The sequence below is a fragment of the Coleofasciculus sp. LEGE 07092 genome (genome assembly GCF_015207375.1).
Taxonomy (GTDB): domain Bacteria; phylum Cyanobacteriota; class Cyanobacteriia; order Cyanobacteriales; family Coleofasciculaceae; genus LEGE-07092.
On sequence record NZ_JADEWY010000007.1, the window covers coordinates 1 to 20,436 of the forward strand.

22 protein-coding genes and 1 pseudogene are annotated in these 20,436 nt (G+C 46.6%); 14 read left to right on the forward strand and 9 right to left on the reverse strand.

Annotation, left to right across the window (positions count from 1 at the left end; genetic code table 11):
- Positions 1-113: 113 nt before the first annotated feature.
- Together IQ257_RS02875 and hemE are read right to left on the reverse strand one after the other, a co-directional pair.
- Positions 114-1,166 (reverse strand): NAD-dependent epimerase/dehydratase family protein, encoded by a 1,053-nt coding sequence (locus IQ257_RS02875; RefSeq protein WP_193873971.1) that lies wholly within the window; start codon positions 1,164-1,166, stop codon positions 114-116.
- 41 nt (positions 1,167-1,207) lie between these two features.
- Positions 1,208-2,269 carry a uroporphyrinogen decarboxylase gene (gene hemE / locus IQ257_RS02880; RefSeq protein WP_193873970.1) on the reverse strand — a complete coding sequence of 354 codons (1,062 nt, stop codon included), beginning with the start codon at positions 2,267-2,269 and terminating at the stop codon, positions 1,208-1,210.
- A gap of 260 nt (positions 2,270-2,529) precedes the next feature.
- Here hemE and IQ257_RS02885 point away from each other — a divergent pair, with 260 nt between their 5' ends.
- The gene (locus tag IQ257_RS02885) at positions 2,530-2,919 is read left to right on the forward strand and encodes a low temperature-induced protein (RefSeq protein WP_193873969.1); all 390 of its coding nucleotides are present in this window, start codon (positions 2,530-2,532) and stop codon (positions 2,917-2,919) included.
- On the opposite strand, the gene IQ257_RS02890 is transcribed toward IQ257_RS02885, so the two are convergent.
- The gene (locus tag IQ257_RS02890) at positions 2,916-3,818 is read right to left on the reverse strand and encodes a S66 peptidase family protein (protein ID WP_193873968.1); all 903 of its coding nucleotides are present in this window, start codon (positions 3,816-3,818) and stop codon (positions 2,916-2,918) included. The two genes, IQ257_RS02885 and IQ257_RS02890, sit on opposite strands and share 4 nt — an antisense overlap.
- 64 nt (positions 3,819-3,882) lie before the next feature.
- Positions 3,883-4,353: a tetratricopeptide repeat protein gene (locus tag IQ257_RS02895; RefSeq protein ID WP_193873967.1), complete on the reverse strand. Its 471-nt coding sequence runs from the start codon at positions 4,351-4,353 to the stop codon at positions 3,883-3,885.
- A gap of 515 nt (positions 4,354-4,868) precedes the next feature.
- Between IQ257_RS02895 and IQ257_RS02900 the strand changes: the two genes are divergently transcribed.
- Positions 4,869-5,861 carry a hypothetical protein gene (locus IQ257_RS02900; protein WP_193873966.1) on the forward strand — a complete coding sequence of 331 codons (993 nt, stop codon included), beginning with the start codon at positions 4,869-4,871 and terminating at the stop codon, positions 5,859-5,861.
- A 205-nt stretch (positions 5,862-6,066) separates the two neighbouring features.
- On the opposite strand, the gene IQ257_RS02905 is transcribed toward IQ257_RS02900, so the two are convergent.
- The 3 genes from IQ257_RS02905 to IQ257_RS02915 form a co-directional block, all read right to left on the reverse strand.
- Complete coding sequence (locus IQ257_RS02905) at positions 6,067-7,266, reverse strand: homocysteine biosynthesis protein (RefSeq protein ID WP_193873965.1); 1,200 nt, start codon at positions 7,264-7,266, stop codon at positions 6,067-6,069.
- Between the two features lie 27 nt (positions 7,267-7,293).
- Positions 7,294-8,319 carry an AI-2E family transporter gene (locus IQ257_RS02910; RefSeq protein ID WP_193873964.1) on the reverse strand — a complete coding sequence of 342 codons (1,026 nt, stop codon included), beginning with the start codon at positions 8,317-8,319 and terminating at the stop codon, positions 7,294-7,296.
- A 139-nt stretch (positions 8,320-8,458) separates the two neighbouring features.
- Positions 8,459-8,635 (reverse strand): hypothetical protein, encoded by a 177-nt coding sequence (locus IQ257_RS02915; protein WP_193873963.1) that lies wholly within the window; start codon positions 8,633-8,635, stop codon positions 8,459-8,461.
- Positions 8,636-8,653: 18 nt separating this feature from the next.
- Between IQ257_RS02915 and IQ257_RS02920 the strand changes: the two genes are divergently transcribed.
- The 12 genes and pseudogenes from IQ257_RS02920 to IQ257_RS02975 all read left to right on the forward strand — a co-directional run bounded on the left by IQ257_RS02920 (position 8,654) and on the right by IQ257_RS02975 (position 18,825).
- A complete protein-coding gene (locus IQ257_RS02920) occupies positions 8,654-8,971 on the forward strand; it encodes a hypothetical protein (protein WP_193873962.1) in 318 nt (105 codons plus the stop codon).
- A 295-nt stretch (positions 8,972-9,266) separates the two neighbouring features.
- Complete coding sequence (gene psbB / locus IQ257_RS02925) at positions 9,267-10,796, forward strand: photosystem II chlorophyll-binding protein CP47 (protein ID WP_193873961.1); 1,530 nt, start codon at positions 9,267-9,269, stop codon at positions 10,794-10,796.
- Positions 10,797-10,918: 122 nt separating this feature from the next.
- Positions 10,919-11,014, forward strand: coding sequence for a photosystem II reaction center protein T (locus IQ257_RS02930; RefSeq protein WP_193873960.1), 96 nt, complete (start codon positions 10,919-10,921; stop codon positions 11,012-11,014).
- Between the two features lie 284 nt (positions 11,015-11,298).
- Positions 11,299-11,841: a transcriptional regulator NrdR gene (gene nrdR, locus IQ257_RS02935; protein ID WP_193873959.1), complete on the forward strand. Its 543-nt coding sequence runs from the start codon at positions 11,299-11,301 to the stop codon at positions 11,839-11,841.
- Between the two features lie 306 nt (positions 11,842-12,147).
- Positions 12,148-13,149, forward strand: a complete 1,002-nt coding sequence (locus tag IQ257_RS02940) for a 30S ribosomal protein S1 (RefSeq protein ID WP_193873958.1) — start codon at positions 12,148-12,150, stop codon at positions 13,147-13,149.
- Between the two features lie 232 nt (positions 13,150-13,381).
- Positions 13,382-13,996, forward strand: a complete 615-nt coding sequence (locus tag IQ257_RS02945) for a CP12 domain-containing protein (RefSeq protein ID WP_193873974.1) — start codon at positions 13,382-13,384, stop codon at positions 13,994-13,996.
- 297 nt (positions 13,997-14,293) lie between these two features.
- Positions 14,294-14,675: pseudogene (locus tag IQ257_RS02950) on the forward strand (hypothetical protein); the annotation flags it as partial.
- Positions 14,676-14,910: 235 nt separating this feature from the next.
- Positions 14,911-16,170 carry a lipase family protein gene (locus IQ257_RS02955; protein ID WP_193873957.1) on the forward strand — a complete coding sequence of 420 codons (1,260 nt, stop codon included), beginning with the start codon at positions 14,911-14,913 and terminating at the stop codon, positions 16,168-16,170.
- 117 nt (positions 16,171-16,287) lie between these two features.
- Positions 16,288-16,608, forward strand: a complete 321-nt coding sequence (locus tag IQ257_RS02960) for a YbjQ family protein (protein ID WP_193873956.1) — start codon at positions 16,288-16,290, stop codon at positions 16,606-16,608.
- A 513-nt stretch (positions 16,609-17,121) separates the two neighbouring features.
- Positions 17,122-17,379, forward strand: a complete 258-nt coding sequence (locus IQ257_RS02965) for a hypothetical protein (protein WP_193873975.1) — start codon at positions 17,122-17,124, stop codon at positions 17,377-17,379.
- Positions 17,345-17,977, forward strand: coding sequence for a hypothetical protein (locus IQ257_RS02970; RefSeq protein WP_193873955.1), 633 nt, complete (start codon positions 17,345-17,347; stop codon positions 17,975-17,977). The genes IQ257_RS02965 and IQ257_RS02970 overlap by 35 nt, the downstream gene beginning before the upstream one ends.
- A gap of 29 nt (positions 17,978-18,006) precedes the next feature.
- Positions 18,007-18,825: an SIMPL domain-containing protein gene (locus IQ257_RS02975; RefSeq protein ID WP_193873954.1), complete on the forward strand. Its 819-nt coding sequence runs from the start codon at positions 18,007-18,009 to the stop codon at positions 18,823-18,825.
- A gap of 16 nt (positions 18,826-18,841) precedes the next feature.
- Here IQ257_RS02975 and IQ257_RS02980 read toward each other — a convergent pair whose 3' ends face one another.
- Together IQ257_RS02980 and ilvC are read right to left on the reverse strand one after the other, a co-directional pair.
- The gene (locus IQ257_RS02980; protein ID WP_193873953.1) at positions 18,842-19,264 is read right to left on the reverse strand and encodes a DUF1824 family protein; all 423 of its coding nucleotides are present in this window, start codon (positions 19,262-19,264) and stop codon (positions 18,842-18,844) included.
- A gap of 121 nt (positions 19,265-19,385) precedes the next feature.
- Positions 19,386-20,381, reverse strand: coding sequence for a ketol-acid reductoisomerase (gene ilvC, locus IQ257_RS02985; RefSeq protein ID WP_193873952.1), 996 nt, complete (start codon positions 20,379-20,381; stop codon positions 19,386-19,388).
- Positions 20,382-20,436: the final 55 nt, after the last annotated feature.

The following is a 20,436-nucleotide window of genomic DNA, read 5'->3' on the forward strand; positions in this document are numbered from 1 at the left end:
GAGCTGGGGTGCTGGGGTGCTGGGGAGATGAAAAAACCTCAACAATCTCTTTGTTTCCGCATCTGTGCGTCCTTATCTCTTTCCCCACACCCCCCACACCCCCTATCCTTCCATCAGTCTGTTTGCTGCGGTTGAGGATTCTTTCGAGTCTTCTTCTTTTTCCTTTCCAATCCCCTTTCCTGAGTTGCTTTTTTCTCAATACCACTGATTCTCAGCACATCTGTGAAAGTGGCGCAGTAGGTTGGCAACCCAAACGTCTCTGGATTCACAGGGTTTTGATAAGTAAAATGTCGGTAGTTGAGGCAGAATCGATCCCAAGCCGCCATCTGAATCCGGAACAGTACAATCAAGAGATTGGCTAGCCCCATAGATAACGGTATTCGGAAATAGATTTTTTTATCTAAGAAAGCACAAACCTCATCCACAGCCTGGTTGACAGTCACTTGCGGATTGCCCAAGACTAGTCGTTCAGTAGAGTTTTCGTCACTCTCCTTGGTCAACCCTAAAAGAGGGGGATGCTCAATCAGGTATAGCACCACCTGAGCAATGTCACGGGCGTGGATAAAATGGAAACTGCCGTCTGCTTTGAACCACCGAATCAAGTCAACCCAGTTCACTACGTCAGCGATGCCAGAGGAAAGATGAGAATAAGGTTTATTCGTGTCTCCCCCCAAGACTAAGGTAGGAAACAGAGTGGTTACTTTATCTGCGATCGCTAACTTCGGTAATCGCTTCAAACAGTCATACTTAGAGCGGATATACTCTGTTCCTAGCTGACCTGCTTCCTTGAGTAATTGGTTGTTACGATCCAGAACGCTAGCGGTAGAGAAATAAATGACCTGCTCACAGACTTGAGGATCGAGCAACTCCATCAAGCGAATGGTTTTAACCACGTTGATGTCAAAAACTTCCTGCGCCCCTCCCCAAGTGGTTGCTGCCAGAATTGCGGCATCTATGGTTTTCAGCAGGTCACCCAAGTGTTCAATTTCTCGCAAATCTGCCTGTAAAATCGTCACACCGGAACGAGCTTCCCAGTCGATTTGCAGTTTATCAGGATTCCTAACCAAAAAGTACAGATCGTGGTCGGTTTCCTGAATCAGGGCTTCAGCAATGTAGTGACCAATGCAGCCACTGGCACCCGTCAAAAGAATCCGTTTGGGGGTCATGCTAGGCAGGGGTTTGAATTTACCAGAGGAATTCAAGGAACTCAGACACGAACGGACAGTAATTGATCGGCTTGTTTGGCAGTTTCAAAGAAAAACCTCACATTATCTTCCGGGGTTTGAGCTAAAACACCGTGACCAAGATTGAAAATATGACCTCGATTACCGGCTTTGCGAATGGTGTCGAGAATGCGATCGCGGATAAACTCCTGGGAGCCGAACAGCACCCCTGGGTCCATATTTCCCTGAACCTTCATCTCGGCACCCAGTTTTGCCCTTGCCTCTGCCATATCTACAGTCCAGTCTACACTGATCATATCGACGCCAGAGCGTCCCATCCGTTCCAGAACACCAGCACTACCGCTGATGTAAAGGATTAGAGGAGTATCGGGGTGAGTTTCTTTGACTTGTCGCACAACCCGCTGCTGATAGGGTAAAGCCAAGGTTTCGTAATCTTGAGGACTGAGCTGACCTGCCCAAGAGTCAAACAGTTGGATGACTTGAGCGCCACTGTCAATTTGGTAACAGGCGTAGCGAGCGATCGCATCTGCCAACTTACCCAAAAATTTGTGAAGCATACTGGGTTCTGAGAACGCCATGCTTTTGATGATCGAGTAATCTTTGGAACTTTTGCCCTCGATTGCATAAGCGGCTAGCGTCCAGGGAGCACCAACAAAACCCAGTACGGCAGCTTTATTATCGACTTCCCGTCGCAGCGTCTGCAAAATTTCCCCAACAAAGGTTAGTTTCTCTAGGTCTAGGGGATGCAGTTGGTCAATTTGTTCTTGAGTGCGGATGGGTGGGTCGATAATCGGTCCTTTACTCTCGATAATCTCAAAGGGAATGCCCAACCCTGGCAGGGGTGTCAGAATATCGGAAAACAGAATAACCCCATCCGGCTGAAAGGCTCTCCAGGGTTGCAGGGAAATTTCAATAGCAATTTCTGGAATTTCCGAGCGATCGCGGAAACTGGGATACTTCTCCCGCAAATCTCTATAGGCTTTCATATACCGACCTGCCTGCCGCATCATCCACACTGGCGGACGGTCTAACACTTCACCGCGAGTTGCCCGTAGTAAATAAGGAATCTGGGTTGACCCAGTCATATTTAAACCCACCCCACATAAGATTTTTTAGCGCATTTGCTAGCTTACCATTCCCTGATTACCTCTGTAGATTTCTTGGCTCTCTCCTTTCAACGAGTCCGTTAAGTTTTGCAAAACCTGATACGGATCTATCTAGGTGTAGATGCAAAGCGTCCCAGCTTTTGAGGAGATAGATAGGTGTAGTTCATTGGCAAACGTCTGCCAAGTGGGTCAACGACCCAAACTGCATCCAGAATCACAAAAAATAGGAGAAAGAACCTATGAAATCTATGCGTAACCTGTCTACTCTGTGGCGTCCCGTGCGTTTTTTGGTAGCTGTTTGTGTATGTGCTTTAATTTTGTTCTCGTATAGCTTGCCGGCTTACAGCCTTCCCAATCCGTTTAGCTCAAATACATCAACAGCCACTAGCTCCCCCACTGACGGCGAAGATAATCTTACCCAGATTGAAAAGGAAGCACAGGATATTACAGCTCGATCTGAAACGGCTACACCCAAGCAACAAGAAAGCATCAAGAAAACAAATCCGGGAATTAACGAAGTTCAAGGAACCGCTGATGCCGAGAAGATGAAGCGACCGGAAAATACAACATCAACTTCAGTAGAAGAGATGGTAGGAAAAGCGGTAGAAAACATGAAAGGCAAGGACTAAAATTCCAGAGTGCCTTGGTCAGCGTCGAGGTGAACGTTTTGTCCGACGGGTAGCGCTGCGTTGACACCATCGTGACCGAAGGGAAGGTTGCTGACAATCGGTATCTTTAAGTCACTAAAGCGATCGCGCAGCACTTCTTCCACCGTCCAGCTCGGCAGGTTTTGGGGTGGATCACAACGGCTAAAGCGTCCTAAAGCAATGCCTCGAATCTTCTGAAAAGCACCACTCATGCGCCACTGAGTCAGCATTCGATCAATGCGGTAAGGAGCTTCTGTAACATCTTCTAGAGCAAGAATGGTGCCGTCCAGTGAAGGCAGTACTGACGTACACAGTAAGTGAGTGGCTACGGTAAGATTTGCGGGTAACAGTCTGCCACTGATTTTGCCCCCACCCCAACCAACACCCGTCAACGGTGCAAGTGGGCGTCCTTCTACACAGTTAAATAACCGATCAAGCGACCACTCTGGCTCATCAGCCAGGGTGGTTAATACGGCTCCATGAACACCAGAAATCCCAAACTGAGCTAGACTCCAGAGCAAACCAGTAATGTCAGAAAAACCAATGAGCCACTTGGAAATTGGGGGTTGGAAATTCCACGTCCAATTTTCTAAAAGCCGAGCGCTGCCATAGCCACCTCTAGCACAAAGAATGCCTCGGCAGTTGGAGTCCTGCCACGCTCCTGCCAACTGCTGGCGTCGTTCTCTATCTGTACCGGCAAGGTAGCCTTCCTTAGTATTCCAATTGGCTGCCAGTTCAACCCTGTAGCCCCTGCGTCGCCAAATCTCTACGCCGTTTTGGAACGCTTCAAATTCTCGCACAGCACCGCTAGGAGCGATCGCTCGCAGTAAATCTCCCGGTTTTAACGGTGGCGGTAGCTGCGGCTGCCAATTATTGGTCATCGGTTATTGAGAATGGGTCATGGAGCAATAGCGAATTATCAGCGATCGCATCGACAAGGGGTATTCAGCTCAACCGCGTCGTACATTCGAGAATTAATTTTTGATTGATCAGGGCATAGGGTTGGATTTCTAGAGCTTTGCGAAACCCTTGAATCGCAGCAGTGTAATTTCCTAAGGCAGCATGGCACAATCCCAAGCCGTGGAGTGCACCAAAATGCACAGGATTAAGTTTGATAACTTGTTCGCAGTCGTCTCTTGACTTTTCGTACTGCTTGAGAGTGTAGTAAAGGACTGCCCGTCGGTTCCACGCTTCTGCGAAATCAGGCAAATCCTGAATAACTTTTGTTAGCAGGGCTTCTGCTTGTGCCATTTCTCCAAGTTCCAGCAAAAGTTGAGCGCGTTCGAGCAACTCCACCCCAGCGATACCCTTTTGATAAAACCAAATACGCCACAGTTGGGCAGTTGCCTGCTTGCGAACGGTCTCATCAGCATTTTTCAAGTTTTCTAGTAATGAATTGATAGATGGTTCACTCATGAAGATAGGGTTAGGGGGATCAGCACTATCCAAACTCAGCTCTTCTACTATTGTGTACTCTTCTAGCTGTCCTAGATGGCACTAGTACTCTGTCAAAGCTAGTTTGACGGGTTACTTTTATCTCCGTGTCCCTCCGCGTACCCGCGTCCCCAAGTCCCCACGTCCGTCTTAACCCGTCAATTTAAGGTTGACAGACCACTACAACGAAACAATAACAATTTCTCTTCTTGTGCTCTTGACTCCCTCTTTTTAAGAGAGAATTTTAACTAGGTGCAAATTTTCTCCATTAAAGATTCCGTAAACTATTCGGATATACCAGCTATCTCCCTGCATTCTGTACAATGGGCAGACTGATACCGACTTCTCTCACCTTCAAGTTTTTTGATGGGCAACAGACCTAGGACAGTGTTTCTAGGGAGCTGCACCAACTGGCTAGATGGTGTTGAACAAGCCGGAATTCGACAAGTCAGCCTTAACTCCCATACGGGAATGTGTCTCCGCCGCTAGGAGGTTATATGAGTCCTTCTGTGAATCGGTTTTCCGACTCACCCCAGTCTTCTGGCGAAACGCCGCCAGAAACATCCAGTGTGCATTCGCCACACCCAGCCGAGCCAATCGGTGATTCTCAAAACGCGACAAACTCAGCGATTACAGCTAATTCCACCGGGACAATGCCATTAGAGGTTCAGCGACAACAACCAATTCCGCCGCCAAGTGAACCCATGCAGTATCGAGCCATCGGCTTGATACAGGGACAGTATATGCCCTCCGCCGATCAATTAACGCGGGGCACCCTCCTCTCATCCGATGGGACATTGATTGATGCAGTTCTACTCGGTCGGGTGATGAGTCTGGTCAAGAACCACCTTGACTTAACTCAATCCCATCTCTGGGTAGTTTATCCCCGAACAAGGCAAGAAGACGGCAATCTGCACGTTCAAATTGTCGGTGTCTGGGAACCAGAAACACTCAATCGAGAGTCAACTGAGTCAACTTCACCCTCCGATTCTGAGGAAGCCCCGTTGAACTCAGACTCCGAGGAGTCCTCGAACGATTCTCAACCGGATGATTTATCGGTTCTTCAAACTGGTTATTTTTCTATTCGTGGTCAGGTAATCTACCAATCGCGGGAAAATGGAGAAGTAGTCGTAAAAATCAAGCAGTCTCCTCGTAAAGAGTCGGACAGGACAAAGTTTTTCAAGTTAACCCTCAAAGGTTTACTGGGAGATAAAGCCATTCGTCACTTTTGGGATCTGCACGTGAAACTTCTGGCGAATGACCTGCTGATTGAGCAAGGGAATGATATCGGTCCGGTTCCGATGCAGAAATTCTCGAAAAATAAATTTCAACCCCACAAGCGTTCAAAACCCAGAAATTTCAAAAATCAGCGACCTATTGGTAAAGGAGAGCCATCGTCACCATCACCCAAACGCTCAGAACCGCTACCCAAACCCATTAAGCGCAAGGAACAGCAGAGCAAGGGCGGTGCCTCTGGGAATTCTTCGTGACTGGGGAGCCGACGGAAAAGAAGTTGAACACTCAAACGTGTGGGAGATTGCTCTCGTCATCGTTTTGCCCAATTTTCATCCGTTATCCTTCACTGGGTTTTGGGTTGGTAATGGGAGAAATGAAAGCCTCTGTTGTTCACCCATGAGGAGACAATTTCTCCCTTGGGGTTTAACAACTGTTCATAACCCTATCGCAATTCCTTAATCAATCCAGCGTAATTTGAGAACCCCAGCGGTCTTGAGGCAGGAAGGATCGGTTTGTGGGAATGGGGGCTACGGGTTCAGTGAGGGTAAATTTCCCTTCCTCAATCCATTGCTTCAATTCCACAGCAACCTGCCTCGAAAGAAAAATACTCGCTAGGGGGGCTACCCGTACTGATTTGCCATCAATAACGATCCGACCTGCCTTCAGTTGAGCATAGCTGACTAAACCGAAGGTAGGGCGGACACGCCTGGGAATGGAGAAGTCTACGACAGGAGCAACGATGTCTTTATCCTGTACGGTACAGTGTTTAACCACCTCTTCGCTCAAAACGGGTAGAGGTATACCAACACCCAGCATTAGAGAAGCACCATAATTTTTGAAGTAGCAGCCCCGCACCCATTTTGGGTTCATTTGCTTGGCATCTCCTATTAAAGCTAGGGTTGCTGCCGGTCCGACAGGTGTCCGATTGGGAAGACGTTTTTGTAAAGGGAAATGCTGAGTACCTTCCCAAGCAATGTAGCCAATACCTCCACCTAGAAAAATTTGACTACCAATGCCAATTAGCTTAAGGTCGGGGTCATTCAGGAGCGGAGAAATTGCACCTGAACTGGAGTACACGGCGTTGGCAAGTCTCGGTTGTAGGGGACCGAGATAAGTGAATAAAGGGCGATCGCCACCGTTGACGCCTACAATAAAATTTTGATAGAGATTGCGAGGATTGTAGAGATAAAACTGGTTAATCGTCTTGCGGGTAATCGTTGTCTCAAAAGACGCTCTGGGATAACAGTCTGTGATTTGTCCGAGCGATCGCAACTGCACGGGCTTGCCAGCAATTAAATCTTCAATTACATGAGCACCACCACGCTCTCTAGATTCCTCAGCGTCGGGAACATCCCCTACGTCCGTGTAATCCACCATTTGGGTTGCCCCCAAATACAAATCCACCGCTCCAAAGCCAGCGTAAGCGGGTACACCATCCAACCAACACTTGCGAATCTTGATCGGGGGATCGGTGTGTCCCAAATTAATAATTGCTCCGGAAGACTCCATTGGCTCAAAGGTGCCTGTGGTAATCACGTCCACTTCTTTTGCTGCCCGAGTCACACCAATGTCTGCCACCCGTGCTTTTAGTTCCTCGACAGTGCATACCACTACACGACGATGGTGGATTTTCTCATTAATTTCTGCAATAGTTCGCACAGTAGATTGATTTTGGTAGTAGGAAATTTAATGATTCCAGCGATCAAGAACATCTTTAATTAAAACTTCTTTTAACCAAACCTGAACAACAACCGTCAGGGGTAGAGCCAGAAATAACCCTAAAAATCCAAAGATGGTTGCAAAAAACACTTGGGCTAGAAGCGTCACCGCTGGTAGCAGTGATACCTGTTGCGCCATAACATAGGGAGTCAGTAAGTTACTTTCAACCTGCTGAATCAAAATGTAGAGCAGTAATACGGTGATGGCTTTCCATGGGGAATCGAGCAGAGCGATGGCAATGGGTGGCACCACACTTAATGCAGGTCCAATATTGGGGATAAATGTGAAAATACCAGCTAACGTTGCTTGTGCTAGTGCCAGTGGAATTCTCAGGATTAGCAACCCGACAAAACTCAACAGGGCAATCACTGCCATATTGAACAAAACACCCCCTAACCAACCCCGCAGCGATTTGTTGCATTCGTCTAAAATCTCGTCCACTCGACGCCGATAGAACGAGGGGAAAAGGCGTATAAAGCTTTTCCGGTATGATTGGGGATCGGCGAGTAGCATCAGGGTTAAAATGATAACCAGCAGGCTGTTCAGCAGGACACCCAAAGCGTTATTAAAAAAAGAAAAGCCGCCACCTAATAGTCGATTGACAAAGGGTTGTAGCTGTTGAATGAGTTGGTTGATATCTGGAATATACCGATCCAGTAACTCGTCAGGAAGGTCAGCCTCCAACGCTTCGAGCCAATTGCTTAACTGTTCTATACCCTTAGGAACCAATTCACTCAGTTCTAAAAACTGCTTGGTAAAGGGTGGCACGATTATAAAGTAAAATCCCACAAAAATTGCCAACAAAAGAAAAATCGAGAGCAGGACAGCAAAAACTCGCTTGAGTCCTGATCGCTGAAACCGTTCCACTAGAATATTGAGGGCATTGGCAATCACAATGGCAGCAAAGACGAGCATGAGTATCTGCCGGATTTGCCACAGAACATAAAGGGAAACAATAAAGACAAGTAAGCCAATCCATTTACCTAGACTCACATCACACTCTCCTATCGGCTCTGGCTTGACAATGTATGAATTTTAATGTATAGCAAGTATTCATTGATGCTGCGGGCATAATCGAGCCAGCCTATCCTGATCAGAATAGTAATAACTGCTCTTAACTGAGCCGTGTTGGTTACTGCCCTATCTCTCTAGTCATCTGTACCAGATCGTCAACCCGAAAGGTTTTTCTTGAGAGTTTGTTTACAAAAATTGTTTTTAATTTATTTTTCTTCACACTATTCACTTCAGTGGCATCATCTTGTAAAACTACTGAATTGCCTTCAACAGAGGTGATAATTGCGACAAACACGCTTGCATATAGATGTCTGTGAAGTATTTTTTTCTCTCCGATGGCTGGACTGTAGGTCGGGTTTGGGAGTTTGGAGGGCTTTGGAATGTAAACGCTTGGCGGCGCGAACCCGAAATTTTATGTCAGAACCTCTGTATCTTGGAGCATGGGGAAAAGTTATGGCTCTATCGAGTTGAAGACGCTGTTCTAATGGTGGAAGTCAAACCGACGCCGAACGCTTCGCCTGAATCAGCGAAGACAATCGGTCAAGTTGTCCTCAAACGCCTCATTACTGCTGAACAGGTCATCGAACGATTGAAAACGGCGCAAACTGTCTTAAACCAATCGGCAGAGTAGTCGGGCTATCTCCTCAACAGAGGTAAAGTGCCGCTCATCTAGGCAAGCTTTGTCACCCTAGTTTTTGATTCTCCTGGCTGTTTTCTGGGATCGGAACTGCTCAAGTGGCTTGCAATCGGTTCTAACAAAAGTTACACTTCTTTAAACAATCTTTAGTTTCCAGGGACGCTGCGTCCTCTGAACTTTTTGTTTTCCTGCCAGATGTTCATCAATTAACTCAGGACGGATAACAGCAAGTTCTAGCAAATAAAAGAAGCGTCAAGTAGAAACTCTATTTCTAGGAGGAGCGTAGTCAATGGGACTACCTTGGTATCGAGTACATACAGTCGTTCTGAATGATCCAGGACGCCTGATAGCCGTGCATCTGATGCACACTGCCCTCGTAGCAGGTTGGGCTGGTTCTATGACCCTGTACGAACTGGCGACATTCGATCCCAGTGACCCAATTCTCAATCCCATATGGCGTCAGGGTATGTTTGTAATGCCCTTTATGGCACGTCTAGGGGTAACTGATTCTTGGGGTGGCTGGAGCATTACAGGGGAAACTGTAACAGATGTGGGATTGTGGTCATTTGAAGGTGTTGCCGCTACTCACATTATTCTTTCGGGTTTGTTATTCCTGGCTGCCTGCTGGCACTGGGTTTACTGGGATTTAGAACTGTTTAGAGACCCACGCACCGGCGAACCTGCCCTTGACTTGCCAAAAATGTTTGGCATTCACCTGTTTTTGTCCGGTCTTCTTTGCTTTGGCTTTGGTGCGTTTCACCTGACGGGGTTATTCGGTCCAGGAATGTGGGTGTCTGACGCCTACGGACTTACCGGTAGCGTTCAACCCGTAGCTCCTGCATGGGGTCCAGAAGGGTTTAACCCCTTTAACCCAGGTGGTATTGTGGCTCATCATATTGCTGCGGGTACGGTCGGTATTATTGCTGGCTTATTTCACTTAGCGGTTCGACCCCCAGAGCGGTTATTCAAAGCGCTGCGGATGGGGAATATAGAAACCGTACTCTCTAGCAGTATTGCTGCCGTATTCTTTGCCGCGTTTGTGGTCGCTGGAACCATGTGGTACGGTTCGGCTGCTACACCCATTGAACTGTTTGGTCCGACTCGCTATCAGTGGGATGCGGGTTATTTCCAACAGGAAATTAACAAACGGGTGCAAACATCGATGGCAACGGGAGCGAGCCAAGAGGAAGCTTGGTCAGAAATTCCTGAAAAGCTGGCGTTCTACGACTACATCGGTAACTCTCCTGCCAAAGGCGGTTTGTTCCGCACCGGTGCAATGGACAAAGGTGATGGTATCGCTCAGGCTTGGCTAGGTCATCCTGTGTTTACCGATAGCGAAGGTCGGGAGTTGTCCGTGCGTCGTATGCCCAACTTCTTTGAAAACTTCCCTGTTGTGTTGACTGATGCTAGCGGAGTGGTTCGCGCTGACATTCCTTTCCGTCGGGCTGAATCAAAATATAGCTTTGAGCAGACTGGGGTCACGGTTAAATTCTACGGTGGCGCTCTGGATGGTCAAACCTATGATGATTCTACCCTGGTGAAAAAGTATGCTCGTAAAGCCCAACTGGGTGAGCCTTTTGAATTTGACCGCGAAACCCTGAACTCTGACGGTGTATTCCGTACAAGTCCACGGGGTTGGTTTACGTTCGGTCATGCGGTGTTCGCCCTTTTATTCTTCTTCGGTCACATCTGGCACGGCTCTCGGACTCTTTTCCGAGATGTGTTTGCTGGTGTTGAGGCGGACTTGGAAGAGCAAGTTGAGTGGGGACTCTTCCAGAAGGTGGGCGACAAGACCACCCGACGGAAAGAGACTGTCTAGAATAGCAATTGTGTAAAAGTCAAAAGGCAAAAGAAGAAAAATTTTTCCTCTTGCCTTTTGGCTTTTTACTGTGCTTTGGCGAGGTAGACTGGTAGTTGAGCAGATAATCAGGAAATATTGACATGGAAAGCGTTGCTTATATCTTTATTTTGATCTGTGCATTGGGTGTTCTCTTTTTTGCGATCGCTTTCAGAGAACCGCCTCGAATCGGAAAGTAGTTCACCGAAATGGGGCAGTTCCGGCGAAGCCCATCGGCTTCGCAAGCCTTGGCTAACCTGATATGCATTGAGAGGGATGCTCCTCAACAAATTTATAGCTCTGGTTGAATGCTCTGAGCCGCCAAAGTCTATTCCAAGCCGAAACAGCAAGGACACTAGACGGACAAAAATCGGCTCAGATTTTCACGTTAATTAACATATCAGGTAGTCAGAGCTTTCCCTTCGACTGGTTACAGCCTTTGATTCCACATAAAGTTGGAAGAAAGGACTTTATACTTACTACTATGCTATGCCCTTACTGTCAGCACACCGACAGCCGCGTTTTAGAGTCCCGTTCAACAGAAGCAGGACAAAGCATTCGGCGGCGTCGAGAGTGTTTGCAATGCAAACATCGCTTCACCACTTACGAGCGCATTGAATTTGTGCCTGTCACCGTCATCAAACGGGATGGCAAGCGAGAATCCTTTGACTGCTCCAAATTATTGCGTGGAATTGTGCGTGCCTGCGAGAAAACTGGCATTCCTCAACAACGCCTTGAAGTCTTAGCTGATGAGATTGAAGCTGAGTTACAGCAACGGTTTAGGCGGGAAGTTAGTAGTAATGAAATTGGTGAGTTGGTACTGCGATACCTGCGCGATGAAAGTGAAGTGGCTTATGTGCGTTTTGCTTCTGTCTACCGCCAGTTTCAAGGTATCCGGGATTTTGTCGAAACCTTAGATCATCTTAAGAGTGATGCTGAGTTGATCGAAATGTCACAATCGTCGCAAACTGCCCCTGTTAAGTCAGGTGAACGAGAAAACTCAACATCTGTGATGACACCCTCGTAAAAGTTTGGACGGTTTCTAAGGTAGTTAGTTAGATCAGCTACCGAGACTATTCCCGCTGAAAGTCAGGCAGCACACCGAAAAACCAAAGGATTCCGATTAAGTTATAATTAACTGTCTGGACTTTATTAAATCTTTTAAAATAGGGTTTGGGACTAAGTAAACTCCCCCGCCCATGCTTAGTCATGGACGAGGTATTCAGTAGGTTAAAAAAGATGAATGTAGGTGTAGGTGGCACAATAACGACGTGCAAGTACATCGACAGGAGGCAAAGTTATTAAGGAGATCGAACAAGGAAACGCAACGCACATGGTCAGTCAGAAAACAAGCACGATAGATATTGGCTTCACTCACGACGATTTTGCCGCTCTTCTGGATAAGTATGATTATCACTTCAGTCCAGGAGATATCGTCGCTGGTACCGTATTCAGTCTGGAGCCAAGAGGTGCTCTGATTGACATTGGTGCTAAAACTGCCGCCTATATTCCGATTCAGGAGATGTCAATTAACCGAGTTGACGCTCCCGATGAAGTCTTACAGTCAAATGAGACGCGAGAATTTTTCATTCTGACGGACGAGAATGAAGATGGACAGCTTACTCTTTCCATTCGTCGCATTGAGTATATGCGAGCTTGGGAGCGGGTGCGGCAGCTACAAGCAGAAGACGCTACCGTGCGCTCTCTAGTCTTTGCTACCAACCGAGGTGGGGCGCTAGTACGCATTGAAGGATTGCGTGGCTTTATTCCTGGTTCTCATATCAGCACTCGCAAACCGAAGGAAGATTTAGTAGGGGAAGAACTGCCCCTGAAATTCCTAGAGGTAGACGAAGACCGTAACCGTTTGGTACTCTCTCATCGCCGTGCTCTGGTTGAGCGCAAGATGAACCGCCTAGAAGTTGGTGAAGTGGTTATCGGCTCGGTACGCGGGATCAAACCCTATGGTGCCTTCATTGATATTGGTGGGGTCAGCGGATTGCTGCACATCTCTGAAATTTCCCACGATCACATCGATACGCCCCACAGCGTTTTCAATGTCAACGATGAACTGAAAGTGATGATCATTGACTTGGATGCCGAGCGAGGTCGGATTTCGCTGTCAACCAAGCAGTTAGAGCCAGAACCGGGCGACATGATCAACAACCGCGATCGGGTCTATGAAAAAGCGGAAGAGATGGCTCAGAAATATCGGGAGAAAATGCTGGCACAACAGCAAGGTATTAGTCCTGAATCTGAAACGCCTGAAGAACCAGAACAAGAACCAGAACAAGAACCAGAACAAGAACCAGAAATCGCGTCCGCAACTGAGGAGTAATCCGTTCATTGATAGAGGGGAGTTATACACTCACCTCTTACAGAAAGAGGGACTTACCCTCTTTTTTTTATGTTGGAGCTATCTGCCTAGAGAGTCGAAGATAAGCAATAATACCTAAATTGCGCTAGAATGGCGGTAAATTAGGGGAACTCACGACACAAGAGTGTTAGAGAACTGGAGAAACTTCCCCTAAGACAATCAAGGAATACCAAAAATGTCGGGAGAAACAATCATGATGAAAGCTCAAGACATCATGACCCAAGAAGTGGTTAGCATTCGCGGTTCGGCTACCATAGCTGAAGCGGTGGATCGGATGAATGATATGGGTCTGCGGGCTTTAATTGTAGATCGCCGTCACGACCAAGATGCTTACGGTATCATCACTGAGACAGATATCGTTTATAAAGTAACGGCTTATGGAAAAGACCCCAAAAAAGTGCGCGTCTACGAGATTATGACCAAACCTTGCATTGTGGTCAATCCCGATCTGGGTGTGGAATACGTGGCTCGCTTGTTTGCTAATACGGGTATTCGCCGCGCCCCCGTGATCAAAGATACGCTGCTCGGCATTATTTCTGTCACTGATATCCTGACGAAAGGTGATTTCGTAGAACAACCGAAAAGTATTGTCCTTGAGGACGAAATTATCAAAGCTGTGGCAGAAGCCCGAGCTGTCTGTGCTGAAAAAGGTCCCACGTCCAAAGAATGTGCGGCTGCTTGGGATATTGTAGAGGAACTGCAAGCTGAGGCAGCTCATCAACGAGCCGAAAAGCCTGATCAAACGGCATTCGAGCAATATTGCGAAGAGTATCCAGAGGCGGCTGAATCCCGAATTTACGAAAGTTAAGCTCACAGTTGAGTTGGAGCTTTTCCTTATGTATTAATAAAAGTTGCTGCCGTGAGATATACTCTACCTCAATTGCCTCTATCCTTGAAATTTATCCAAGCTAAACGATAGTAAGGCGGCATCAATGGATATTAATGAACTACTACAGCGATACGCATCGGGAAAACGCGATTATCATTATCAAGATTTTGTCGGCTAATATTTGCACTGATGAAAAATCATGTGACACTCGAACATTGACCAGTAATTAAGCAATTGTGGGCAACTAACTGTGAGTGTCAACCGAAAAACTAACCGCGACCACGCCAAAAAGACAAACAAGCGCTATCTCAACGTTTCTTGACATTTCCCGCTTCCTTATTTGAGAAGGTCTTTAAAGATTTATTGCCACATTTAAGAGCAGCTTGGTACACCAGGAAGGGTCGTCCAATACCTGAAAGTGTGCAATTTACTCTCTCAAGGTTTGAGAAGATTTGGATAGAGGCTTTTATCATTTCAGCTTTTGGCTGTTGCTGATTGAACAAAAAGTTGATTTTATTACTCGCTTAAAGAAGGGGGCTTCCCTTCATGGCTATTTTATGCTATCTTGGTTGACTTGGGTGATGCTGTAGCGGACGAACTCTCTTTACCGTTTGAAGACATTTCTTTAGAGATGATTTATCGGGGTCTTTATCATTTTGGCTCTTCCGTACCTGTTATGCTAAATTGCCTCAGACGATACCCAAAATTATTGCGTAGCAATGATTTTGGGTATTAGTTCGAGTTAACTTAGGATGTTGAGGCATAAAATCCCGGTATAACTGGCTTTGGAGTCATTTTGACTAACCGTTTGGCATAGTAAGTCCGGAAGAACCAAAAATTCTTGATTGAACACTAAATTGTTAACCAATGTCTTATAAATTGGAGAATTAATTATGCTTGGTAATTTCAGAGACAAATTTGGCAAACTGGGAACACAAATTGGTGATATGACATTCACCAATTTACTTAGAGTTCAGCTACATGGGGTGCTAACCGGAAATCACTTTGATCAATACTACTTTGATGCAACAGCAGAGAATTATAGTAATTACAATGCTTATTCATTAGCACTAGCTAGTTTTTTAGCTTATTTGTTAAATAGTGAGCAGTCAGGAAAGCTCCAGCTAGACAAAAAAGCTATCGAAAAAGAAATAAAAAGAATAGACCAACAAAACTCACAACAAACCGAAGAAATCTATACCAAATTAGAGAATTGGTTGAAAAATTTTCCAGATAGCTACTTTATTACGGGCAACGAATTCGGGATAGCTGGAAAAAAGGGGCTGACTGTTCTTTGCTCAAATACTCAAGCTTTAATCCTCAAAAACGATGAAGTAATTATTGTCGCTTTTCGAGGGACTCACCAGGTAGCTGATTGCTTCACCGATCTTCAATTGATCCACTCTAGGGAATTTGCTGGTGGATTCGGTGTACATAACGGATTTTATGAATCTATGATGTCCGTTTGGCCTGAGGTGTGGGAACAGATTAAACCAGAAGCAAGGGGAGAAAGAACAGTCTGGTTTACAGGACATAGCTTAGGAGCAGCTCTAGCAAAACTGGCTACTGCTATGTGCCTCTTTGACGAAAAATACAATGGGAAGATTCCTAATGGTTTGTATACCTACGGGCAGCCCAAAGTTTGCGATCATAAATTTTGCACAGTATTTGACGAGAAGTTTAAACACCGAACATTCCGTTTTGTTAATAACAACGATATAGTGCCTTTTCTTCCCCTTGGCCCTTCAGATTTTGAGGTTAAGCTGCCCAATGTCTTCCATTCTATTCCCAAGTTCGACTATACACTACTCAATACTCTTTTCATCATTGACTACCACCACTCTGGACATTTCAAATTATTTGATGCTAATGGCGTTCTTCAAGATGAGAGCTTTGGGATTGTCGATAAGTGGTTAGACAGGGTGGCTGGACACCTCCTTAATTCATTTAAACTCGATCCAGCTTCTCTGAAGATCGTGCTTTCATTAAATCCTATTGAGATTGTGAAGAGTGTAATGTGGCGTGCAATAGAACGCCATGATGGCATATACGATCATTTTATAGCTCAATATGTTATCCATTTGAAAAAACATCTCGACAAGTGGGAAAAAGAACATCCATCAGCCGTTCCTAGTTCACCGAGGGAAAGATAGTTCACCAAAAGGAGGTTAAACTAGCGAAGTCTTGGTGATGTTAACATCACCTGCACCGGGATGTATACTGTGGCGTAAGCGTCCTCGGGCGCAACACATGCAAGGAGAAGTGATACTATGATGACATCAACGACCGATTACATTGCAGGCTTCAAGACTGTGCGCCATTTCGGCGTCGTGGACGTCATGTCAGTGAACGCTGTCGGAGCCGCCGGCAACATCATGGGCGGCATCAAAGCCCTGACGGGCGGCAAGCTCGACGCCTACTACGAGCTTAACGATAGCACGCGCAAGGAGGCCTTTGATAAAATGTGCGATAGTGCTGGCAAAATGGGTGCCAATGCGATCATTGGTGTGTGCATCCGAACACAAGGCTTCGAAGCGGGGGTTCTCGAAGTCCTCTGCTATGGCACTGCGGTGTTGGTCGAACCGCTGTAACCGGCTCTAGTAGCCATCATGGGTCGTGCGTCAAAAGACTGTGGGTGCTGTGAAAATATAACCCCGAAGCGGCAATAGCGAGCGCCCCCGGTAGGCTATCGCCAACGCAGTTCGTGAGTCCGGCATATGGATATTAGCATCAGTAGCTGTTAAGCCTCATGCACACAGAAAGCTCTAAAAACACAGCATCTGACATAATTTTTCTTAATGAATCATTGTCAACAAGCGGTAGTACAGTACCCTTTCTAATTCCCATCTAATTTCTCCTACATCATTGGTGACAAGTTAAGGTGGCGTAATTTTTGTCAATGAGTCAATGTGCTTAGTTTATTGCCTATAGAGAATGATAATCAAACGCTTAGAGTGGGGAGAAAGGCGAGCGCCGCTCGCCTTTCTCCCCCTTTATCGCGATTATCATTATCAAGATTTTGTCGGCTAATATTTGCACTGATGAAAAATCATGTGACACTACCTGTGGCGACAAGTAATTGAGGTACTGGGAGCAGAAAGCTTATGGGTGTCAACCGAAAAACTAACCGAGACCATGCCAAAAAGACGACCAGACCGATGGTGGAAGAGGAAGTCATTGCTGGTGAACTGGAAGCCGTACTGACACCAGCCATCACCGCACAAGAAAACTACTATGGTTCTGGCACAAAAAGAACGCCAGTTATTACCTTACGTCTGATTGAAGTTCGTTCAGGAAAGATTTGGCATTCTTATTTAACCAGCGTGCTTGATCCAACTATCTGCACCAGTAGTACCCTCTAGACAATTCCTTACCAAAGAAGTTTACCACAAACTACCTTGGCTGCCATTCCTTTTGCTGTGGCTGGGGTATTTTTTCTTTGGTCAGCTACTATCATTTCTCGAAGCTCCTTGGTGGGCTTGGCTAGTAGCTTGGGGGGGGTCTTTGATTTGGGTGCTGGATGACTCCCTGACTTGGTTTGTTCCCATAACTGGAGCGATCGCAGTCATGGGTTCCACAACAATATCAGTTTTTTCTATTATTATCGCTGGAGCAGTAACGCTCCTACTGATGGGCGTGATGATTTTCCTCCTCGATTTTGGTGTTCGTAAGGCTCTGAAAGATGGGCTTTGGGTTGGAGGGTTTGTGATGGCTGGGATGCTCATCGCCAACTGGCTGTTTGACGGCAGTAGCGCGTATAGTGGCGGTGGCATTGTCCTCACGGGTACATTTCCCCTCGCTTTAGCACTGTTGCTGGCAATTGTGACAACACTATTTGGGTCAATGGCTTGGATGGCAATGCGAGATGATGGGTTGGTAAAAAAGCAAATTATCCAAACTTTTGTGGGCGTAACTGGGCTAGGATTGTTTTGCGGTTGGATTGTAGAAATCCTGTTTTAAGCGCATCAGGTCTTAGGAGAGTCTTCGGCATGAGTAAGATAGTCAGGCGATCGCTAGTTATGGCGGCAATAGTTAGTGGTGTGTGGAGTGCCATGATTAGCCCCAGCAGGGCACAGAACATCAGCGATCGCAAAATCGCCCAACTGTTTTACCCTCAAGTCAGCGAACAAGCAACCCTACGAGTTATTGGTAAAGGGCGAGCCAGCCAACCGGCGGATCGGGCAAGCCTACAATTTAAATTCATAAGCAATATTCCCTTCGAGTCACCTCCTGAAGGGGTTCTATCCCAGTTTGATACACCGGGAGAACCCTTGTCTGAGGAGAGTTTGCAACCCATTGTTGACGCTTTAGTCGCCATTGGAGTCCCTGCTAATGCGATTGAGGTCAAAATCGTCGAACCGACTGGCAGTATTTTGCCATTTCCTTTCCCCTCTACAGCAACGGAAGGGGGCGCTGAAGTCGCCGTCATGGTGGAACAACCCACTCGCGATCGCTTAGACCAAATCGTCGATACAGCTAGTGATGCGGCGAATAACCTGGAAGATATTTTACTGAGTACCATCAACGTGCAGTACGCTGTGGATGATTGTCAGGCACTAGAACGAGCCGCTTATCAGTCAGCCGTGGAAGATTCTCAGAATCGAGCTAGAGCGATCGCTGAAGCGATGGGAGCCGACCTTAGGGGCGCACCATCTGTAGCGGAGCCATTTTACGGGATTTTTTTACCAGGGTGCAACTCGGAAGGGAATTTGCCCTTTGGGGGTAGTGCCGCAACTCCTTACGATCCAAATTCACCTGTGGAAGTTGAGGTAACGAAAGAGATTTTTACAAGTTACCCTGTTCGCTGACGTAGAATTAATCGTGTTAGGATGACTTGAATAAATTCAGGGGTAAATGACCATACATTTCATTAATACCCCCTTCAAATGAAGATTGGCAGGAGACTAAAACGCCGCGATGGTCGCCTGTGTAGGAGTCAATATAACACAATCCCGTGTTAGGGTTGAATTTGATATAAACTGAACCATCAATTGGGGTGAGGTCAAAGTTGGGTTGATACCCTAATGCTTCTGCATAGGTGGCTAGGGCAGATACCCCTTGAGCTGTTGTATCGGCGCAAATCCCCAAGATTTGGTAATCGGAATGTTCCGATAGTAACAGTAAAGCTTGACGAATTCGGGCTTTTTCAGATTCAGAGATTGCAGGTTGACTTTCAAGGCAGTTGAAAGGTTTGAGAACTTCTTGGGCTTCTTGAATGGTAAGGTTGGGAGAATTTAGAGGAGACATTGTTGATAATTGGGTTAAAAAATAAGAATTCCTAACTACTGAAATCGCGGCTAAACAACCATAGACGCGCTAGGGGCTTCCCTAGGAGAAGCCTGCCCAGACTCCACTATCTTTACCTCAACTACTGCTTCTTCAACCAGCTAAACATCGCCCGTAAATCTTTTCCAACTTCCTCAACCGGATGTTCAGCTTCCTGACGGCGCATTGCTGTAAATCCGGGCTTACCCGCCTGATTTTCTAACACGAACTCGCGAGCAAATTGACCACTTTGGATTTCTTGAAGAATCTTCCGCATTTCAGCGCGGGTTTGGTCGTTAATAATTCGAGAACCGCGAGTATAATCCCCATATTCAGCCGTGTTAGAGATGCTGTCCCGCATCTTTGCCAAACCACCTTCTACGATTAAATCAACAATTAGCTTGACTTCGTGGAGGCATTCAAAATAAGCCAGTTCCGGCTGATAGCCAGCAGCTACTAACGTTTCAAATCCAGCTTTAATTAATGCACTCAAGCCGCCGCACAAAACTGCTTGTTCGCCAAATAAATCTGTTTCTGTTTCTTCCCGGAATGTCGTTTCCAAAATGCCAGCGCGGGTTCCACCAATACCCTTAGCGTAAGCCATGGCGCGATCGCGAGCTTGACCCGTAGCATCCTGAAACACCGCAAACAAGCAAGGGACACCTTCTCCCTGTTCGTAAGTTCGCCGCACTAAATGCCCCGGTCCTTTGGGTGCCACCATCATTACATCCACCTCCGGCGGGGGAACTACTTGACCGAAGTGAATATTAAAACCGTGGGCAAAAGCAAGGGCGTCGCCTTCTTTCAGATTCGGTTCGATTTCGTCTTTGTAAACTGATTTTTGCACCTCATCCGGCAGCAGAATCATAATCAAGTCGGCAGCTTTGGCAGCATCGGCAACCCCGTGAACTTTTAAACCTTCTGCCTCAGCCTTACCAGCAGATTTACTGCCCGGATACAAGCCGACAATGACTTCCATGCCACTGTCTTTCAAATTGAGGGCGTGGGCATGACCTTGAGAACCATAGCCGATAATTGCGATCGTTTTACCGGACAATAGGTCTAGGTTAGCATCCGCGTCATAATACATCCGGGCCATAAAAGCATCTCCTTGGTACAAGCATCGCGATTAACTGCAAGTCCTTGATTTTACC